This is a genomic window from Staphylococcus sp. HMSC068G11, from assembly GCF_001815825.1.
Taxonomy (GTDB): Bacteria; Bacillota; Bacilli; order Staphylococcales; family Staphylococcaceae; genus Staphylococcus; species Staphylococcus epidermidis.
The window spans coordinates 153,658-174,196 of sequence record NZ_KV822075.1; the positions used below are offsets into that span (position 1 = coordinate 153,658).

General features: G+C 31.9%; 17 protein-coding genes and 1 pseudogene. 6 read left to right on the forward strand and 12 right to left on the reverse strand.

Translation table 11 applies throughout. The annotated features are described in order from the left end of the window. Positions 1-25: 25 nt before the first annotated feature. From fetB to lnsB, 4 genes are all read right to left on the reverse strand, one after another. Positions 26-802: an ABC transporter permease gene (gene fetB, locus HMPREF3058_RS05705; protein WP_002458165.1), complete on the reverse strand. Its 777-nt coding sequence runs from the start codon at positions 800-802 to the stop codon at positions 26-28. Beyond that, positions 795-1,457 (reverse strand): ABC transporter ATP-binding protein, encoded by a 663-nt coding sequence (locus HMPREF3058_RS05710; RefSeq protein ID WP_002491011.1) that lies wholly within the window; start codon positions 1,455-1,457, stop codon positions 795-797. Before HMPREF3058_RS05710 ends, fetB begins: the two co-directional genes overlap by 8 nt. A gap of 295 nt (positions 1,458-1,752) precedes the next feature. Next, positions 1,753-2,523 carry a CPBP family intramembrane glutamic endopeptidase gene (locus HMPREF3058_RS12290; RefSeq protein ID WP_002491107.1) on the reverse strand — a complete coding sequence of 257 codons (771 nt, stop codon included), beginning with the start codon at positions 2,521-2,523 and terminating at the stop codon, positions 1,753-1,755. A 28-nt stretch (positions 2,524-2,551) separates the two neighbouring features. Beyond that, complete coding sequence (lnsB, locus tag HMPREF3058_RS05720; RefSeq protein ID WP_002491050.1) at positions 2,552-3,334, reverse strand: CPBP family lipoprotein N-acylation protein LnsB; 783 nt, start codon at positions 3,332-3,334, stop codon at positions 2,552-2,554. 144 nt (positions 3,335-3,478) lie between these two features. Here lnsB and HMPREF3058_RS05725 point away from each other — a divergent pair, with 144 nt between their 5' ends. After that, entirely contained in the window at positions 3,479-5,056 is a 1,578-nt protein-coding gene (locus HMPREF3058_RS05725) for an FMN-binding glutamate synthase family protein (RefSeq protein WP_002486432.1), read from the forward strand. Between the two features lie 52 nt (positions 5,057-5,108). On the opposite strand, the gene HMPREF3058_RS05730 is transcribed toward HMPREF3058_RS05725, so the two are convergent. Next, a complete protein-coding gene (locus tag HMPREF3058_RS05730; protein WP_002447151.1) occupies positions 5,109-5,576 on the reverse strand; it encodes a YehR family lipoprotein in 468 nt (155 codons plus the stop codon). A 183-nt stretch (positions 5,577-5,759) separates the two neighbouring features. Here HMPREF3058_RS05730 and HMPREF3058_RS05735 point away from each other — a divergent pair, with 183 nt between their 5' ends. Beyond that, positions 5,760-6,836, forward strand: a complete 1,077-nt coding sequence (locus HMPREF3058_RS05735; RefSeq protein ID WP_002491059.1) for a M42 family metallopeptidase — start codon at positions 5,760-5,762, stop codon at positions 6,834-6,836. A 16-nt stretch (positions 6,837-6,852) separates the two neighbouring features. Further along, positions 6,853-7,041, forward strand: a complete 189-nt coding sequence (locus tag HMPREF3058_RS05740) for a hypothetical protein (RefSeq protein ID WP_002475840.1) — start codon at positions 6,853-6,855, stop codon at positions 7,039-7,041. 191 nt (positions 7,042-7,232) lie between these two features. On the opposite strand, the gene HMPREF3058_RS05745 is transcribed toward HMPREF3058_RS05740, so the two are convergent. Then, positions 7,233-8,051 carry an SDR family oxidoreductase gene (locus tag HMPREF3058_RS05745; RefSeq protein ID WP_002491102.1) on the reverse strand — a complete coding sequence of 273 codons (819 nt, stop codon included), beginning with the start codon at positions 8,049-8,051 and terminating at the stop codon, positions 7,233-7,235. A gap of 316 nt (positions 8,052-8,367) precedes the next feature. Here HMPREF3058_RS05745 and ppx point away from each other — a divergent pair, with 316 nt between their 5' ends. Both ppx and HMPREF3058_RS05755 read left to right on the forward strand, forming a co-directional pair. Continuing rightward, positions 8,368-9,900, forward strand: coding sequence for an exopolyphosphatase (ppx, locus tag HMPREF3058_RS05750; RefSeq protein ID WP_002491125.1), 1,533 nt, complete (start codon positions 8,368-8,370; stop codon positions 9,898-9,900). Between the two features lie 62 nt (positions 9,901-9,962). Beyond that, positions 9,963-12,128, forward strand: a complete 2,166-nt coding sequence (locus HMPREF3058_RS05755) for an RNA degradosome polyphosphate kinase (RefSeq protein WP_002491068.1) — start codon at positions 9,963-9,965, stop codon at positions 12,126-12,128. A 166-nt stretch (positions 12,129-12,294) separates the two neighbouring features. Here the strand turns inward: HMPREF3058_RS05755 and HMPREF3058_RS05760 are convergent, their stop codons facing one another. Next, positions 12,295-13,551 (reverse strand): acetylornithine deacetylase, encoded by a 1,257-nt coding sequence (locus HMPREF3058_RS05760; RefSeq protein WP_080033752.1) that lies wholly within the window; start codon positions 13,549-13,551, stop codon positions 12,295-12,297. Between the two features lie 88 nt (positions 13,552-13,639). Continuing rightward, on the reverse strand, positions 13,640-14,332 hold the full coding sequence (locus tag HMPREF3058_RS05765; RefSeq protein ID WP_002491119.1) for an SDR family oxidoreductase: 693 nt from the start codon (positions 14,330-14,332) through the stop codon (positions 13,640-13,642). A gap of 212 nt (positions 14,333-14,544) precedes the next feature. Here HMPREF3058_RS05765 and HMPREF3058_RS05770 point away from each other — a divergent pair, with 212 nt between their 5' ends. After that, positions 14,545-14,844, forward strand: a complete 300-nt coding sequence (locus HMPREF3058_RS05770; protein WP_002491053.1) for a DUF1413 domain-containing protein — start codon at positions 14,545-14,547, stop codon at positions 14,842-14,844. Positions 14,845-15,126: 282 nt separating this feature from the next. On the opposite strand, the gene HMPREF3058_RS05775 is transcribed toward HMPREF3058_RS05770, so the two are convergent. The 4 genes and pseudogenes from HMPREF3058_RS05775 to HMPREF3058_RS05790 form a co-directional block, all read right to left on the reverse strand. Next, complete coding sequence (locus HMPREF3058_RS05775; protein WP_001831457.1) at positions 15,127-15,318, reverse strand: hypothetical protein; 192 nt, start codon at positions 15,316-15,318, stop codon at positions 15,127-15,129. A gap of 151 nt (positions 15,319-15,469) precedes the next feature. Beyond that, positions 15,470-18,327: pseudogene (locus HMPREF3058_RS05780) on the reverse strand (DEAD/DEAH box helicase). 1 nt (position 18,328) lies between these two features. Continuing rightward, entirely contained in the window at positions 18,329-18,721 is a 393-nt protein-coding gene (locus HMPREF3058_RS05785) for a (deoxy)nucleoside triphosphate pyrophosphohydrolase (RefSeq protein WP_002499536.1), read from the reverse strand. Positions 18,722-18,995: 274 nt separating this feature from the next. After that, the gene (locus HMPREF3058_RS05790; RefSeq protein ID WP_002491115.1) at positions 18,996-20,486 is read right to left on the reverse strand and encodes a glycosyltransferase; all 1,491 of its coding nucleotides are present in this window, start codon (positions 20,484-20,486) and stop codon (positions 18,996-18,998) included. Positions 20,487-20,539 lie beyond the last annotated feature (53 nt).

The window sequence follows — 20,539 nt, forward strand, 5'->3', positions numbered from 1 at the left end:
GTACTGTGTAGGTTAACAACGATATTTAACTACTTTGTCTTGTGCGTTGCGTTCTAGCAATGAGTTGATGACGAGCATTAAAGAACTGACCGTAACTCATATACGTTGCAATGAGTGCAGACATAATCGTCGCTGTTGTATGAATAAACACGACAAGCAATTGAAATTTTATTGCTTGAAGTGGGTCAACGCCTCCGATAATCAATCCCGTCATCATACCTGGAATTGAAACTAAACCATATGTTTTTACAGAATCAATTGTAGGAACAATCGCTAAGCGTATACTTTCTCTAATAGATGATTTTGATGCGAGCTTAGGTGTCGCTGCTAACGTAAGTTTGGATTCAATATCAGAAACATCTTGAACAAATGCTCTTTCTAAATTCTGATAAGCGAGATTAATCGCGATTAAACCATTATTAGCTAACATACCTCCAATTGGAATCACTTCATTCGCTGTAAATTTAATTGCACCTGTAGCAACAGTTGCCGCCAATGGTAGTGCTGTTCCCACAAATATAGCCACAAATGATATCCAAAAAACATGATGCATGACAGGTGAAGCACGACTTATTGTATTCCAAGATGCATTAATAATAATGACTAACACACAAAGCACTAATAACCATTTTTCATTAATTTCGAAAATATAATGTAATAAAAAACCTAAAATCAATAATTGTATGGTTGCTCTAATTGTAGCAATAACTAAATCTTTGATAATATGTAATCCTTCTTTATAAGAAATAAAGATAGGGATTAGTAATAAAAGTGCTGTCAGACAAAGTGCTGTATTACTCATTACCATTCAACTCCTCATCACTCGATATCTTACCGTCAGTAATTGTGATTCTACGCTTAAAATGACGCATACTTTGGTCATCACTATGCGTAATCCACAAAATGGCAATCCCTTTATCCGCTAATTTAAATATAATTTCTTCAATTTTCTTTTTATTATATGTATCTAAAGCGCTAGTAGCTTCGTCCAATAATAAAACTTCAGGTTCATACATGAGTTGTCGTGCGATGGTAATACGTTGTTGCTCTCCCCCAGACATGTACTCAATTTGAGCATCTAACTGATAATTACCTAGTCCCACTTGAGAGATGAGTTGTTTCGCTTTATCACGGTCAAAAGTTTCATTTCTAGCCTCAGCAGGAAATTTCATATTATCTTCAATTGTATAACCAATTAACTCACTTTGTTGCATTAAATAACTCACACGTGTTCTTATCTCTTCCGGCTTATAATCAAAGTAAGATTGATCATTCAAATATAAATCTCCACTCGTAGGACTAATTAAATGATTCAATTGTTTGAGTAAAGTACTCTTACCGCTTCCAGAAGGACCTACAATAGCAATCGTGTCTCCTTTATTAATATTCAAATTAATATCATCTAAAATCGTACGATTATCAACCTTGTATGTAAGATGTTCAACCTTAAGTAGCAATTTAAACACATCCTTATATCAACATTACTAAACTCTATTCCCTATTTTGACTATTTTATTATTATTAAATTTAAGTTTGTACCTGTTAAATTATAGTACTCAATCACTCACTTATATTATAGATGTATATACACTTATAAATGCAACCACACTTAAAATCATATGCATTAGTATAGCAACTGCTAAATTTCTACCACTAGAATACTTATTATCTGAACTAGTTTATTTGAGAGTGTTGGGTTCTAATATGAAGTAATAGTTTACTTAAACGCAATCGTATAAGTAGAAGCACTGTTCAAAATGCTATTAAATTTGTAATCATATGCAAAGCAATTGGTACTGCTAAATTACGGTGGCTAAAATGGTAACCTATAACAAATACGACTGCTGCAATAAAGTAAGGTCCTGCTTCAAATGGTGAAACTGCATCGGTACAATGAAAATATGTAAATCCCACTACTGACACAATATACATCAAACCATAAGTTAATTTTTTACCTAGTTCATGAATGATTAAATGACGAAATAAAAGTTCTTCAATGATTGGTGTAAAAATAACAATATCTATAAATAGTATGGGTGTTATCCACGTATGTGTAAATAACTCTTCAATTCCCTCTTCATTAACTGTCTCATAATATTGATACTGTTCAGGTAAAAAATCAATTGAATATTCCCAAAGACTTGTAAAAATCTCTGTACTTAACGCACAAATAATAAGTAAAGGTATATATTTTTTTAATTCTTTAATTTTAGTCATTGCAGTCGTTATCATCGTACTTTTATGTAATAAATAAAAAATAAGAATAACAATTGCCTCTCCGACAAACGCATATACAGTACTTGCATCATTATAAAAGCTATTTAAATAATCTTCAGATAAATAACCATTAACTATAGCTAATATCCACGTTGTAATATTAGCGAACAAATCTGGTAAAATAAAAATTGCCAAAATATATAGAGGAACAAGCAAAAAATCCCTTTTGACTATTTTCTTTAATTTAAATTTTCCCTCAACGGTAGTTTGAGTTTGACAATAACAATGTTGTACTTCCTTTGACATAATAAACTCCTATTTCGAACTTTTCTTCTTAAAAGTTGGTATACTTACTTAAAATTTCTATAAAAAGGATACATTGCAAAATCACTTGAAATATATAAGCGACAATTAAATTATCCCGCGATTTAATATATAGTATTGTAGCTGCTGAAGCAATAACGATATATGGAAGAATTTCAAAAATCGATGCCATGTCGTAAACATGTACGATCGTTTCAATAACAATAGACAAACCAATTACAAATTGTCTATTCCATACTTTTCCTAATTCATGGATGATGAGATATCTATAAATGATTTGTTCTACCATTGGACGTAAGAATACCATGGATATAAAAGTAACTAACAACACATAAGGTGATTTAAATAGTCCTAATGTACGTTGTTCGTATTGCGTGAGATGATAACTTAAATGATTAGGTAATGCTGTTCCAATCACCCGAACTATAATTAATAATAAATATACAACAATCGCAACTATTACAATTTTAATTATTTTATTCTTTGCAACTATCCATTGTTGCTTCACCACATCATTTATTTCAGATTGATGCATTTTATAAAAGATAACTAATATTAGACCTTGAGCAATCACAAAACTTAAACTCAATGAAAAATGATACAACCATTGTGGTGGTGCTTGTTGTGTTATCATTGCAGTGATCCCTAATGAGCCGAAAACAACAATGATTGGTACGATACTTTGTAATAAAATATAAGCTGGTATTAATATAAAATTTCTTTTTAAAACTGTCCCACTGTCTGATAAATGATACGGTCGACCTTGTTTCTCTGAAGATTGTTTAATATCCATATTGTCCCTCTTCTCGCATAAAACATATATTTTTATCTTAATACAGCCGCACAATAATTTTAATGTTTTTCTATTAGACTTTCATTGTAAAACGCATACAGTGTTGTATCATAATATTGAAAACGTTTTTAGGGGGTATTGTTTATGTCAGTTTTAACTGTCATGCAATTCATAGTCAATATTATCATCATGATTGTGTTATTAACGATTATGATTCTTGGGGTTATTTGGTTATTTAAAGACAAAGGTCAAAATCAACACAGTGTACTAAGAAATTTTCCTGTTTTGGGTCGAATACGTTATATTTCTGAAAAAATCGGTCCCGAATTAAGACAATATTTCTTCGCAAACGATAATGAAGGCAAACCTTTTTCACGAAGTGATTATAAAAATATTGTTTTAGCTGGAAAATATAAATCACGAATGACTAGTTTCGGTACAGGTAAGGATTATGAAGAAGGGTTTTATATTCAGAATACGATGTTCCCACTTCAAGCAACTGAATTACATATCGATCATACTGAATTCATTTCTACATTCTTATATCATATTGAGAATGAGCGCCTATTTAGTAGAGAAGAACACAGAAAAAGCGCTCAGGTTGATCCGTTTTTCTTAACTGATGAACATGCAGTCATATTAGGCTCTAACCTTAAACATCCCTTTAAAATTAAACGATTAGTTGGTCAATCTGGGATGAGTTATGGCGCTTTAGGTAAAAATGCAATTACTGCACTGTCAAAAGGATTAGCTAAAGCTGGTACTTGGATGAATACTGGTGAAGGCGGACTATCTGAATATCATTTAAAAGGCAATGGCGACATCATTTATCAAATAGGTCCGGGACTCTTTGGTGTTAGAGATCATGATGGTAATTTTAATAAAGATATGTTTATCAATCTTGCCGAACACGACAATGTACGTGCATTTGAAATCAAGTTAGCACAAGGCGCTAAAACACGTGGTGGACATATGGAAGGCAACAAAGTCACAGAAGAGATTGCACGCATTAGAAATGTGAAACCATATGAAACTATTAATTCACCTAATCGTTTTGATTTTATTAAAAATCCAACAGATTTACTGAATTTCGTTAATCAATTACAATCAATAGGTCAAAAACCGGTAGGCTGTAAAATTGTTGTTAGTAAAGTTGAAGAAATAGAGACGTTAGTTAAAACAATGGTAAACATGAATACATACCCAAGCTTTATTACTGTTGACGGTGGCGAAGGTGGTACAGGCGCTACTTTCCAAGAGCTTGAAGATGGTGTAGGTTTACCATTATTTACAGCACTTCCTATCGTTTCAAGTATGTTAGAAAAGTATGGTATAAGAGATAAAGTTAAAATTTTTGCGTCTGGCAAATTAGTGACTCCAGATAAAATCGCAATTGCATTAGGATTAGGTGCAGATCTCGTCAATATTGCTAGAGGGATGATGATAAGTGTAGGATGCATCATGAGCCAACAATGTCATTTAAATACATGCCCAGTCGGAGTAGCAACAACCGATCCTAAAAAAGAAAAGGGACTTATTGTTGATGAAAAACAATACCGTGTTACAAATTATGTTACAAGTTTGCATGAAGGATTATTTAACATCGCTGCAGCTGTAGGCGTTCATAGTCCAACCGAGATTACTTCCGATCACATTATCTATAGACAATTAGATGGCACTACAACGTCCATTCAGGATTATAAACTTAAATTAATTTCTTAAATCACAACATCGAAAAGGAGCGAGACAGAATGCTGTCTCACTCCTTTTCAATTTAATTATCTTCATTCATTTTACTTTTATCTTTTAAACCATTACGTTTGAGTTGTTTAACAACTCTATCCATACTCACATGGTCACCTTTTTTGGCATCGGATGATATGAAACCTAAATTTTTCTTAAGCTGATCGATATCCGCATCTTTATAATCAATATCGATATGTTCGATGGCCTTTCGATCTTTAAAATCAGCTTTATATGTGACACCTTCTATCCCTTTAAAGGCTTGCTCATCATTTTTAAACATTTGTTTCGCTTCATCTTTAGTAATGCCTAAATCATCATATTTAACTGTTGCTATAGTAGATTGTTTGAGAACTTCATCATCTTTGTATGTCAAAGATGTAATCACTTGCTTTCCGTTGACTTCGCCTTCATAAGTTTTTGTGCGTTCTTTCCCACATGCTGAAAGAGATACAGCACTTATCACTATTACTACTAAAAGCGATATGACTTTTTTCATAGTAGTCGCCTTCTCTCATCTTTAATCATGTTAATTATATCATCTTTAATTTGAATATGTTACTTATATGAAGATAAATATCTTTTTATTTTGAAAATTTAAACATCTATAAACATGGGATTCAGAATTTCACTATTTAGAATGTTATACTACTTTTAAAGACTTATTAATGGAGGAATGACTATGCCAGAATCTAAAGCATTACTTAAATCTTTAACAGATGTTAATGGCATTTCTGGACATGAAATGCAAGTTAAATCGTTGATGAAAGATTATTTAACACCTGTCAGCGACGAGATTGTTGAAGACCGATTAGGAGGTATTTTTGGTAAAAAGAATGCTACTCATGGAACTAAATCTTTAATGATTTCCGGTCATTTAGATGAAATTGGCTTTATCGTTACACAAATTGATGAACAAGGATACATTTATTTCACGCCCATTGGTGGCTGGTGGAATCAAGTCATGTTATCTCAAAAAGTGACGATTACTACTGAAAGTGGTAAAGAGATACGTGGAATTATTGGTTCTAAACCACCACATGCCCTCTCACCAGAAGAGCGTAAGAAGCCTGTTGATATTAAAAATATGTATATCGATATTGGTGTAGGTAGTAAAGAAGAAGCGAAAGAAGCAGGAATTGAATTAGGTAATATGATTACACCTTATAGCGAATTCGAATCGCTAGCCAATGATAAATACTTAACAGCTAAAGCGTTCGATAATCGATATGGATGCGCACTTGCTGTTGATGTACTTCAACAACTTAAAGATGAAAACATAGATATCAATCTATATGCCGGTGCAACTGTACAAGAGGAAGTAGGTTTACGTGGTGCTAAAGTTGCAGCAAATTTGATTAAACCTGATTTAGCAATCGCTGTGGACGTCGGGGTTGCATACGATGTTCCAGGTATGACGAGTGAAAAAAATGAAGGTAAGTTGGGTGATGGCCCGTTAGCAATATTAATGGATGCCACTAGTATCGCTCACAATGGTTTGCGCAAACATATTAAAGACGTTGCTGAGCATCATAATATTCCTGTACAGTGGGCAACAACACCTGGTGGTGGTACAGATGCAGGTAGCATTCATGTAGCCAATGAAGGTATCCCAACAATTACAATCGGCGTGCCATTAAGATACATGCACTCTAATGTATCTGTGCTCAACATTGATGATTATACAAATTCAGTGCGCTTAATTACTGAGATTGTTCGCTCATTAAATGATGACAGTTATCAAGCGCTTATGTGGTAAATGAAGGAGGCATATCATGTTTTCTACTAGTAATAAAGCTAAAAAGACTATATTTGGAGCTATGACTTGTTCAAAATGTGGTAAGACACTCAATAATGATGAAAACATTACCATTAAAATCAATACTAAAGAATTAAAAGGTTATACTCACTTATCAAATTGGGCTGATGCACAGTATAAATTGTGTGAAATCTGCTCAGAATAATCATTACCAGAGCACAAATGAAGTAAGTTAACATTCATATTAGAATTTACTGCCACATCTCAATAACCAAAATTAAATTTGTTAAAATACTTTAATAAAAATAAAATTTATTTCTGTGATTACCTGACAATATATTAAAACATGCCTGAGACAAGAAATGAGGTCTTAGGCATGCTTTATTTTCAATAATTTTATTTAGTAGAGTTTTTCCAACTTTCATCACTTAGCATTTCTCCAGGCCATGTATAAGCCATCACGCCACCATCGATACGAATAGTTTCACCAGTTATAAATGAACTATCATCAGAAGCTAAAAATGCTACAAGTTTCCCGACTTCATCCGGTGTTCCTAGTCGACCTAATGGTGTTACCCATTTTTGATTTTCTCGGAATGTTTGTCCGGCCTCTTCATCTGATGTACCTGCTAAATTATCAACAAGTGGTGTTTCGATTGTTCCAGGTGCTATGGCATTAGCACGAATATTTTCACGTCCATATTCTATAGCGATAGATTTTGTGAAATTAATGACACCACCCTTTGCAGCATTATACCCTGAACGGTATAAATCGGCAGCTTGTCCAGAGAATGAAGCTGTATTAATAATAGAACCACCTTGTTTCATCATTAAAGGTAATAAAAATTTAGTTACTAAAAACGTTCCTCTCATATCAACAGCCATAATTTTATCAAACACTTCAACTGGATACTCATGAATACGTCCGGCGCCTTTATCTACACCCGCATTATTAAAAATAACATCTACATGTCCAAAGTCTTGTGCTATTTTTTCTGAGAATTGTTTGACTTGTTTATCATCTGAAATATCTACGCGATATGCAGTTGCTTTCCCACCATTATCATTAATAGACTGTACAGTTTCTTCTAATTGATCTGATATATCAAGCGCTAACACATGTGCGCCTTCTTTTGCTAAAGCCACGGCTGATGCTTTCCCAATACCAGTACTCGCACCAGTAATCACTGCGATTTTGTTTTCTAAACGTTCCATCCAAAGTCACTCTCCTATCACTTGTACATACTTAATACAATTAAGTATCATGTTAGTTTATTTTTTCCACGATGTGAATCAACTTAAACAGTGATAAGAATAAGACGCACGAAGAATAAATAGCTGAGTTAAGTTATACACTTATGTACTTTTCTTTTTAGTAAAATTATATTTTTAAAAATTATAATTACTAATCAATCATCTTAAAAATTTCAGAAAAATTAACTATAAGTTCTTTTCAATTTATCTATATCATGTACAATAAAATTAAATAAGGATTATTTTAAACGTATTGTTTGAATAATAGGAGGCAAACATGGAAGAAAGAATTGGTTTGATAGACATTGGTTCCAACACGATTCGACTTGTTATATTTGGCTACAATAAAAAAACTGGACTCAATGAAATACTGAATATAAAAACACCTGCACGATTAAGTCAATATCTCACAAAGTCCAATGAAATGAATGATGAAGGTATTCATGTTTTAAAAGAGACATTAAGCAGTTTTAGAAAAGTTGCGGATAAATTTAACGTTGATGCATTATATCCCATCGCAACAGCTGCTATTCGTCAATCTAAAAATCGTGAAGCTATCATTAAAGAAATTAAACAAGATATTCATATCGAAATTCAAATTGTACCTGAAGAAGATGAAGCATTTTACGGTTACTATGCGATTACACATACTACTGATATTGAAAATGGAATTTCTGTCGATATCGGTGGCGGTTCTACCGAAGTTACCCTTTTCAAAGATAAACAACTTAAAGAGTCTCACAGCTTTCCATTCGGCGTGGTATCACTTAAGCGTCAGTTTTTTGGTGATAAAGAACATAATGACAAAACAGCCATTAAAAATATGGAACAGTTTTTACGTGAACAATTTAGTCAGCTAGACTGGCTATCCAATCAACATATTGCGCTTGTAGGAGTAGGTGGTTCTGCACGTAATGTTGCACGCATTCATCAATCAGCACATGCATACCCTATCGGTGGCGTTCATAACTATACGATGACTTCGAAAGATATCAACAATGTTTATGATTTAATCCGCAAAAGTTCTCGCGACGAACTAACAAATCTAGACGGTTTAAGTCGTGACCGCGTCGATATCATTCTGCCGGCAATTTCCGTCTTTAAAACGCTTTTCAAAAAAATTGACGCCACACAATTCACCTTCTCAAGAAAAGGGATTCGTGAAGGGTTTATTATGAACCACATCAGCAAACAATATCCTGATGAGTTTAATAAAAGTAACGTACGTAAAGATGCATTACGTCATTTAGCGAACGAATATCATATTGAAGAAACGAGTGCTAATCGTCGTGTGAAATTAGCACAATCCTTATTGAATCAAATTATAAGTGAACGATCACTTAATATTTCAGAAATTGAAAAAGAATTATTTATTGAAGGTGCCTACATTTATTATCTAGGTAGTTTTATTGATTCAGACTCAAGTTCACCACATACGTATTACTTAATCGCAAATTCAATGATTAACGGCTTTTCACATAAAGATCGTGTGAAATTAGCTTTGTTAGCTAGTTTTAAAAACAAATCTTTACTTAAATTTTATTGCAAAGAAACACAGTGGTTTAGTAATAAAGAAATAGATACAATACAAGCTTTAGGGGGGATTATTAAATTTGCAAACACCTTAAATATCTCACATACTAGCTTTGTAGAGGAAGTTAAACTAAAAGCAAATAAAGATGACAAATACGATTTAATAGTTTATTACAAAGGATCACCTATTGCAGAAGAATACCAAGCAAATCGTCAGAAAAAGCATATTGAGAAAATTTTAAAAGGTAAGGTTTCTATTATATTTACAAAATCTTAAAATTATTATGATATTTTAGATTGGTGCATAATAAAGATTAATTAATGAGGTGTATGTATAGTATGCAAACTCGATTGGGAGAAAAAGATATTAATTTACCGCAGTATTACAACAATAGGGAGTTAAGTTGGCTAGATTTTAACTACAGAGTATTACAAGAATCATATGATAAAAATAATCCGTTGCTTGAAAAACTTAATTTTATTTCTATCTTTAGTTCAAATTTAGATGAATTCTTTATGGTTCGAGTGGCTGGGTTAAAAGACCAAGTCAAAATGGGATATGACAAACCTGAAAATAAAGCACAAATGACGCCTCAAGAACAACTTGATGCTATTAAAATTAAAAATACAGACTATGTGAACACTCAATATCAACGTTATAACGAATTAATTAAAGAATTAGCCAATTACGATATTGAGATGGTAAAACCTGAAGACTTATCAGATGCATTGATAGAAAAATTAGAACAAGAGTTCAAGTTAAGTGTCTTACCGACACTCACTCCGTTAGGTATTGATGCGTATCATCCATTTCCAAAGTTAAATAATAAAAGTTTAAATATTTTTGTTGATATCGATACGGAAGATGCCATTAATTCAGCTATCGTTCAAATTCCTTCATTAATTCCACGCTTTTTAACTTTAAATGAGGGTACAAAACAATACGTTGTCATGGTCGAAGATGTGATTACGTATTTCATCAATTATCTATTTACAGGATACGAAGTACTAAATACTTTTACTTTCCGAATAACACGTAATGCAGATTTAACCATTCATGAAGATGGCGCTGAGGACTTGCTTATAGAAATTGAACGTTTCTTAAAAGAACGTAAGAGTGGTTCGGCTGTACGTTTAGAATTAGATTGTCGCACTTCTGAAAAAGAGAATGTAGAATGGTTAATCGATCAATTAGAAATTGAAGAAAATGATATTTATTATTTAGATGGGCCACTTGATTTAACATTCTTATTTGGATTGGTTGACCATCTATCTCATAAGCTCAGATATTTAACATATGAGAAATATACGCCTCAACCACCTAGATCATTAGGCAACAAGAATATCTATCAATTATCATTAGAAAGAGATATATTCTTCCACCATCCGTACGAATCCTTTGAACCAATAGTTGACTTTATTCGACAAGCAGCAGATGACCCAAATACAATCGCTATCAAACAAACCTTGTATCGAGTGAGTAAGGATTCGCCTATTATTAACAGCTTAAAAGAAGCTGCTGAAAACGGCAAGCAAGTAACGGTGCTCGTAGAATTAAAAGCACGCTTTGATGAAGAAAATAACGTACATTGGGCACGTATGCTTGAAGATGCTGGCTGTCACGTTATTTATGGTATGACACATTTAAAAACGCATAGTAAAATTGCTTTAGTCGTTAAACGCATCAATAATGAACTGACGTCATTTGTTCATTTGGGTACAGGTAACTATAACGATAAAACTGCTAAATTATACACAGATATGGGTATCATCACGACAAATAAAGATATTGCTGAAGATGCAATTAACTTCTTTAATTACTTGAGTGGTTACTCAACAAAACCAGAATACAATAAATTGATTGTAGCACCATACGATATTCGAGACGTCTTCATTGATCGTATCGATAAAGAGATACGTAGTCATTTACAACATGGTAATGGTAAAATTATGATGAAAATGAACTCTTTAACCGATAAAACGATTATCGAAAAGCTCTTCGAAGCATCTCAAGCAGGCGTTAAAATACAACTCATCATTCGTGGCATCTGTTGTCTTAAACCAGGCATTCCAGGTATTAGCGAAAATATAGAGGTTGTTAGTATTGTGGGTCGTTTGCTTGAACATTCACGTATTTATTACTTCCATAATAATGGCGAGGCGCATATTTATTTATCTTCAGCTGACGTTATGACACGTAATATGATTAAACGTGTCGAAATATTATTCCCTGTTGAAGATAAATCAATAGGACAGCGATTAGTTAACTATATGAATTTACAATTATCTGACAACCAAAAAGGTCGTTACCAAGATGCACAGGGCGTTTATCATTACGTCGAAAACAATTCATCACCTTTAAACTCTCAATCTTACTTGATGCAAGAAGCAATTAAGTATGGAGAAGAACTAAAAAAACAATCGGCACAACCTTCTGGACAACCCGTTCATTCTAGACGTGGTGGTAGTTGGATGCGAAAATTAAAAAACACATTTAAAAGATAAACTCACCTTGACAATTGTATTTTATATGAAATGAACACGAAAATAATAAATATCTTTTTATAACTATTCAACTTGTTATTCTTTATAATAATTAAGAGGTACAGAACACATCACTTTAACTCAACTTTTTGAGAGTATAAAAGTCGTTCTTGTACCTCTTTTTTATCTATGATGATTTATAGGATTGTGGGTGTACATACCACTCTTTTAAAAATGTATATAAAACATCACTATATTGTGCTAATTCTTTTATTTTTATTTTCTCATCTACGCTATGTGCTTCTTCTAAACTACCTGGGCCATATAGTATCGTGGGAATGCCAAAATGTGCTGTCCAACCTCCATCAGTTACGGTTGTACTCATACCATGTTCAAGCTTTTTATTATGAATATGTTCATGTGCTTCTTCTAATTGCTTAAAACCTGGATGATGTGTCGGCACAGTGAAACTTGGGAAGATCTCTCCTTTATCCTCAATCATAGATGTACCACCCCATTCAAATTCAAGTGGATTCTCTCTGAGCCATACATCTGCTTCTGCAACCTTATTTAAATATTCCTCTATTTCATCAACTACAGATTCATAACTTTCGTTCGGTAAGTAATGAACAGTAATCCATAATCGACATTCATCTGCAATAAATGCAGGATGACGTCCACCTTCTATGACAGCTGGGTTAATTGTATTCGCACCTGGCGGCATTCCAGGGCTCTTCTTCATGACAGCCCAATGTCTTTCAAGTTCATTAAGCGATTGAATCACCTTTGTCATTTTTTCAATGGCACTTGCACCAAACAAGCCCCCACCGGCATGTATCGTTTGACTACGCGCACCATCATGTATCGTATTCTTACTTTTAACTGTAATCCATCCAGTAATCACGCCACCTTGCCCAAGTGCTTGATTCTCACTCGTATCTAAGACAAGAGCTAAGTCACCTTTAGGTCCTATTTCACATGCACGTTTAGTCCCTGCTTCACCTACTTCTTCACCGACTACTGATTGAACAATAATATCACCTTCTGGACGTACACCCTCTTGATGTAATTGTTCCAAGACGTAGAATAATGAAGACATACCACCTTTCATATCGCTAACGCCACGACCGTATAGCCATTCATCTTTGTTGGTAAGTTTAAAAGGTGGATACTGCCAATATTGATCATCATCTACAGAAGCTACATCAACATGCCCATTCAATATCAGTTTTGGCGCTTGAGGATTGTGTCCTTTTAAGGTTGCTACTATCACACTATCATTGTCATATAACTGTTCTCTTTGTATTGAAAAATCCAGTTGTTTAAGTAACGTTTCGATTTCATCTTGCAATGGATCTGTATTACGTCCAGGTGGACTTTCAGTATTAAATTTAACTAGCATATCTAAAATTTCAAATTGACGTTTATCCAATTGATATCCCATCCTTTGTGTAAAGTGGTTGAATTCAAACGTAACAATTTAAGTGTAACATGAAACGAAAATGCTATTTTAAATAGAGAAATGTCATCATTTAAACAGGTCTTATCGTTACTTCATTAACATTAACGTGACTAGGTTGTGTTAAAGCATATACTACAGCATCAGCAATGTTCTGTGCTTCAAGTTTTTTGCGTTCTCCAAAATCAGTCCCTTCCGTCATAGGGGTATCAACCATTCCTGGTGAAATACTAGTCACTTTAACACCTGTACGTGCTAATTCTTTTTCAAGAGACTGTGTGATTGCATGTATTGCTGCTTTTGTCGCACCATAAACGCCATTCGTCTTTGTTGGTTCAAATCCTGATACTGATGCAAGATTGATGATATGCCCACTAGATTGTTTTAACAAATAAGGCAATGTTGCTTGTAAAACATGGAGTGTACCTTTAATATTTACATCTACCATAGTATCCCACTGCTCAACATTATAGTCTGTAATTTTAGATGATAAACTTTGACCTGCGCTATTCACAACAATATCGATATGACCGAAATGGTCTATTGCAACTTTTAACATATCATCTATGTTCGATTTTACAGTGACATCCGCTGAAACAACTTTAGCTGGGTTATTTAGTTGCTGGGCTATTTCGTTTAAGCGTTGTTCGTTACGACCAACCAGAACTATTGATGCGCCTTGTTGACTTAACTTTTTGGCAATCGCCTCTCCTATACCGCTACTCGCACCTGTAACGACTGCAACTTTCTCTTTTAATTTTGTCATACATCACTACTCCTTATCATAGTATTATTTTAAATATCTTTATCATAACGTTTTGTTAGAGAATAGGACATTAATGTGATTTATAGATCAACTTTAAACAAAAGGAATCAAACATATATTTAATTATAAAAATCATTTTATATTTAGTCATTTTCATTATAAAGTAAACATAGTAACAAAAGAATAAAAGTCAAGTTTTAGGAGGAACAGTAATGTCGTTTTATGAACGGGTATTAAAACTAAGCGAAAATAATCATCGTACTGCTTTTGAATTTCGTTTTGAAGAATTATTTTCAGAGGAAGAATGGTGCGCATTATCGCTAGCTGAACGTCAGGAACAAGAAAAAGCATTTAGATGCGAAGTGAACAAGCGAGACGATATACGTATACCATTTTCAAGTGAAAACGATGCTAAAAATAAGTTATATAATATTGTTTATGCTTACAATTCCGTAAAAAAGAACTTTAAACAGGCTGAACGGTCTAAAAATCCTAGAAGTCGAAACGTTTAATAATTATCAAGTCAGCTTGCATTGTGATGATTAAAATATGTTGGGAAATGAAAGATTCGATGTGATCATAGGATACTTCGTGTGAGACAATATGACACATTAAAAGAAATGTAAATCATCGTTGAATCACAGATCAAAAATGAAGACCATAACTCACAGGGGTAGTAAGTTACGGTCTCCTAACACATTAATTAAGATTTTAGGGGTATATAGAGTGTCAATTTTGCCCTCAATTACTCTTTGAGAGCAAGCGAGTTCAACATTGTGGGAGTTCGTCAAAAATCAACTTGTAACGAGAGCTTTGCGCTCTAAACTATAATAGTATAATCTTTCAGCATCAATATATGGGATAGAATCAATCGTCAAATAACCATCCTTGATGTCTCCAACCAACCCTTGGTTAACGCCTGTGTTTACATAGATGTCATAACTACTTACATCGGAGAAGATCAATTCTTCTATAGCATTTCTCATAGTCATCACCTCAATAATTTACTCTTTCCTTACACTTCATATACTACATCATTTTATGTAAATTAAAAGTATTTTGTGATACATTTCACAAAAGTATCACTTATTTTTACTAATAGTCAAAATTCATAAATAATAATTTTAGTATAAGTAATTAAGTAATATATCTATAAATATCATCTCGAATAGACGTATTCATTGATAAATGCATAGTAACCACGCTATTTCCATTAGGCATATAATCTTGCTTCTCAGTTCCTTTAATATATTTGGCTTTACCTAAATAGTAGAAATATTTCCCTTCATCATCTCTTTTTTTCACAAATATATACATATCTGTATTATTTTCTTCATGCTTTAAAATATTTTGTACTTCCGGTGAAGTTAATTTACGATTAGACCGCGTGTACCATTTCAATTCGTCTTGGCTCAAAAATTCATCGTCATACTTAGTATTATCGCTGATATTCTCATGTTTATCATAAGTGATAAATAAAGGAAGTGTACGATGTTTCATACGATAACCATTAATTGTTCCTGATTCATCTTTATCCCAGTTTAATAACTTAACAAAATCTTCCCTAGAATATTTGTTATATAGAATTAAACTGTTTTTCTTATTTTGATATTTGTCATTATTATAATTAGCAAGATCAATTAAATCATGAACAAATGTGTTAAACAGTGATTTATTTAAAGCCTCTTTAAATTCATTTCCTAGATAAATAAGATTATCCTTATATTGTATTAAAGGCAATCCATAAGTTTTACCTATAGTCTTTTTGAAAAAAGTAAAATCTAAAATACTCAATGAAGTGTTAATATCATATTCAGAAATATCGTTATTAATGTTTAACATTTTTTTGTTAAATTTTCATAAGTTACGTCATTTTGTATAACTTCTTTCAATACATCAATATCTACTTTTTTAAGTCCAGGTGCTAATTGTCTTGATAAAAATGTTAAATTTTTAAATTCATTAATACTTAATTCATTCTCAATAATTTTATTTTTTATTAAAAACTCATAATAATTTTTAAAACGTGAGAAAATCACACTCGGATCTATCGAATCGTTATTTATAAAGTCCATAAGTAAAGGTAATTTACCTATTCGGTCTTTTAAATTGTTAAAAGCTTCTTTAATTAGTTTTGGTTGATTTAATTTAACAGAATCTAGCGAATTATAGATTTTATTTTTAGCTACTTCTTCAAAATTTATTGTTGAAACACCGTTTAAAACCGTAGTATCTGTTAAGAATTTTCTATAATTATCCTTATTTTGAGATTTATTCCCAGATAAGGCTATTGGGATCATATAGTTAGTTTTATAATTGCCAATAAAATCTATAACAGTAACGAATTCTTTATTATTACTTTTCCTTAATCCTCTACCAAGCTGTTGAATAAATATAATACTGGATTTGGTAGGTCTTAACATTACAACTTGATTTATTTCAGGAATATCAATTCCTTCGTTAAACAAATCAACAGTAATTATATAATTAATAGATCCTTCTTTTAGTTGTTGAATTGTTTCAGTTCTATAAGCTATAGAATCTTTTCCTGTCAAACCAACTGATGATATACCACGTTTACTTAATTGGTTTGCTAATTGATACGCCTCCTCCCTACTACTAACAAATATTAAACCCTTTAAAGCGTCACCTGAATAACCATAATAATTAGTCTTTTTTATGATATGTTCAACACGCTCATTAGATGCTAAATATTTTAGATTAAATGCATCTTCTTGACTCATTTCATTTTGAATATAATCTGTAACTCCAAAATAATGAAAAGGACATAAAATATTACTCTCTAAAGCCTCTTGTAAACGAATTTCATAAGCAATATTGTAATTAAATAATTCAAAAATATTTAATTCATCTGTTCTTTCAGGTGTTGCAGTCATTCCTAGCAAAAAGTTAGGTTTAAAATAATTAAATATTTTCTGATAACTAGATGCAGCAGTTCGATGCGCCTCGTCAAAAACGATATAGTCAAAATGATTAGAGTTAAACAATTTATAATTTTCCTTTTTAGAAAGTGTTTGAATTGTTGCAAAAAGGAATTTAGCATCATGATCTTTTCGCTTTCCCGTTAATAATCCAAAATTACTTTCATCCTCATATGGAAAAACTTTCTTAAATTCTTCTATAGCTCTATTTAATATACCTTCATTATGAACAATAAATAGAAATTTATCTGGAGAATAAGCTCTTACATCAAGTGCGCATAAAATAGTTTTTCCAGTTCCTGTCGCAGATATAATTAACCCCTTTTCTTCTCCCATATTTCTCAAAGACTCTAATGACTTTAAAGCGTGTTCTTGCATTAAATTGGGTTTTATAAGTTTTGATTCATTAAACTTTTTAATATCCGAATTTTGAACGGCTGTGTTATCAAATACTTTTTGCAATGTTTGATATTCAAAAGATTGTTTATATTCCCTTATCCATTCATTAGTTAAAGAAAAGCTAGAATCCCAAAGTTCATCAAATTTATATTTAATATTGTTAACAAGATCTCCATTTTTATGAGTAGATAAAAATAAATTATGTTCATAATTCAATTTCAATGCATTAGAAGTTAAATTCGAACTCCCTATAATAAAAGAAGTATGATTATGATGTTCAAATATGTATCCCTTAGCATGGAACCCCTCAATGTTTGTTAATTTAACCTCTACATTCTCTATTTTTAATAATTCCTCAAACATTTTCGGACTATTAAAACCTAAGTAATTTGATGTTATTATCCTTCCTTTTACGCCTTTCTTACTTAAATCATAAAAATGTGATTTTAGACTTGCCAAACCACTTTCTGTTATAAATGCAACCGAAATACAAAAAGATTGGCAATTGTGCAGCTGATCTATAATAGTAGAAAGAACATTTTCCTCTTTGTTATTTACTAGTAATCTTGGAACAAAATTACCTTTATGGGAACTATCTTTATCTATAAACCCTTTATATAAAGATTGCTTAATATCTTGTATCAAATTACTCAATCTAATTCTCCTCTATTATACGTCTTACAGCAAGTACGTCTGCTGGAGCCCATTCTAATTTATCTAATTCATTTTTTCCTACCCATTTTATTTCCTTATGCTCAGTTAAAGTTGGTTTTTTATTGTTAAGTTTACACTTGTAGGTTGTTAAGTTAACTATTCCAAAGTCATACTCATAAGTTGTGGTTGTTACCTTATCACCAACAATTAAATCACATTTCATTTCTTCTTTAATTTCTCTTATTAATGCATCTTTTTCGGTTTCCCCATTTTCTATTTTCCCACCTGGGAACTCCCATTTTAAGGGTAAACTCATATTTTCGCTTCTTTGCGCACATAATATTTTGTTATCAGAGTATATAATAGCACCTACTACATTAATTTCCTTTTTCAATTTCATCACCTTCACACCTTAATAAATTTATTTTAATTTTAACAAATGTATATGTGTTTATACATCCAAACAACTGCGAAAAATGCTCTGTTTATGTATATAAAATTTATTTTTTAAACAAGTCGTGGTTTACATACTTAATATATTAGATGAGTTAAAAATATGATTTATATAGATAATTCATTGTTATTAAACGTATTTTATTTATGCATAAAAAAAGGTATTCAGATCATCTCAACCATCTGAATACCTAAAATTTTCAATTTATATATAATTACTTTACTCTCTCAAACAACTTCTGATAGTTATTCTTTGCTTGTTCATACTTGAGTGCATTTTTTGTTTCAACTTTTGTTAGTGGATTTTTAATTATTTTATCCATATAGGCTGCGAATGCTTCAATGTTATCTGGCTCAACAAGATAACCATTTTCACCGTGCTCTATGATTTCACCAGGACCGTATCTTACATCATAAGCAATGACTGGGCAACCTACTTCAATACTTTCCATAACGGTTAAACCAAAACCTTCGTATTCACTGGTTAATAGTGAGGCTTTAGATTTTTTGAATTCTTCAAGTGGATGCTTGGTAAAATCATTTAAATCAACTTTATCTTCAATTTGATATTCTTTAACTAAATCTAGTATGACTTGTTTTTGATTTTGTTCATCTGCACCATAAATCGCTAATTTCGTTTGATGTCCATATTTTAAGAATTGATTATAAGATTTGATTAAATGGTCCACTTGTTTTTGTTTGCCTAGTCTACCAATAAATACGAATCTATCCTCTTTGTCATGAGTATCTTGTTGTCCATAGCTTTTAATAAAGTGAGGTACAATCGATATTTTTTCATCGCTGATACCATATGCATGTTGAATATCGTCTTTTTGCATATGTGTGAGCAAGAGGTATTGAGCTACTTTATCAGAATTTTCCAGTGCAATTTTGTATGAAGATTTAATATGATCTCCATCGATGTGGCTATTATGAAATACAAGCACATTTTTTGTGTTCATACAGTTATTTAAAAGTGGTTTATCTAGAAGTCTAGCATCATTAAAAACAATATCATTTTGCTTAAAGCGATGTTCGAAATAATATTTAAAGAGATCTTTTTCGTTTTTAAAAGCCTTCATGATACGTTGATTTTTAAAAATTTGAATGAAATCTAATTCATTTGCCTTTTGAGAATTGAAAAATTTTTTACAGTAAATACTTCCCTCTGTGTCAAAATATTCTTCCAAAATTTTGTGATATGTGCGACTTGAGAAGTAAATCTTTCTATGCAATTGACCGAAGTGATTATATTCTCTACGTTCAATTTTTTTCTTAGAAATTGGTGACATCACGTCTTCAAATTCTATGATATTTGTATCTTCATAAAATTTACGATATAAAACATAAGTTTCTTGATCATAATATCTCATCACATTGCCATCATTGAATGCTTTAGAAGTTAAACCTTCTATGTCTCTATCTTTTTCAGAGTAAAGAGTTTTTTTCTTAAATCTTGTTTTAGGTATTGAAAGTAATTTGAAATCAGATAACCAATCATATATATTTTCGATTTGCGTATTTTTCGTTATGAGTTGATTCTCTTCGAACTTTTGATAAACTTCATTATAATTAGCGTTATAATTCGTTGTTAATATTTTATTGTGAATGCCCATTTCTTTATCAAGAAATCGAATTCTTGTTAATAATGATTTAGTTCTTCCTCCGTGCACTAGGGGTAATGTGCTTGTTACCGTATATATCATTGTTTTAATCCTCACCTTTTAAGATGTATGCTATTTTATAGTTAATTATAAAA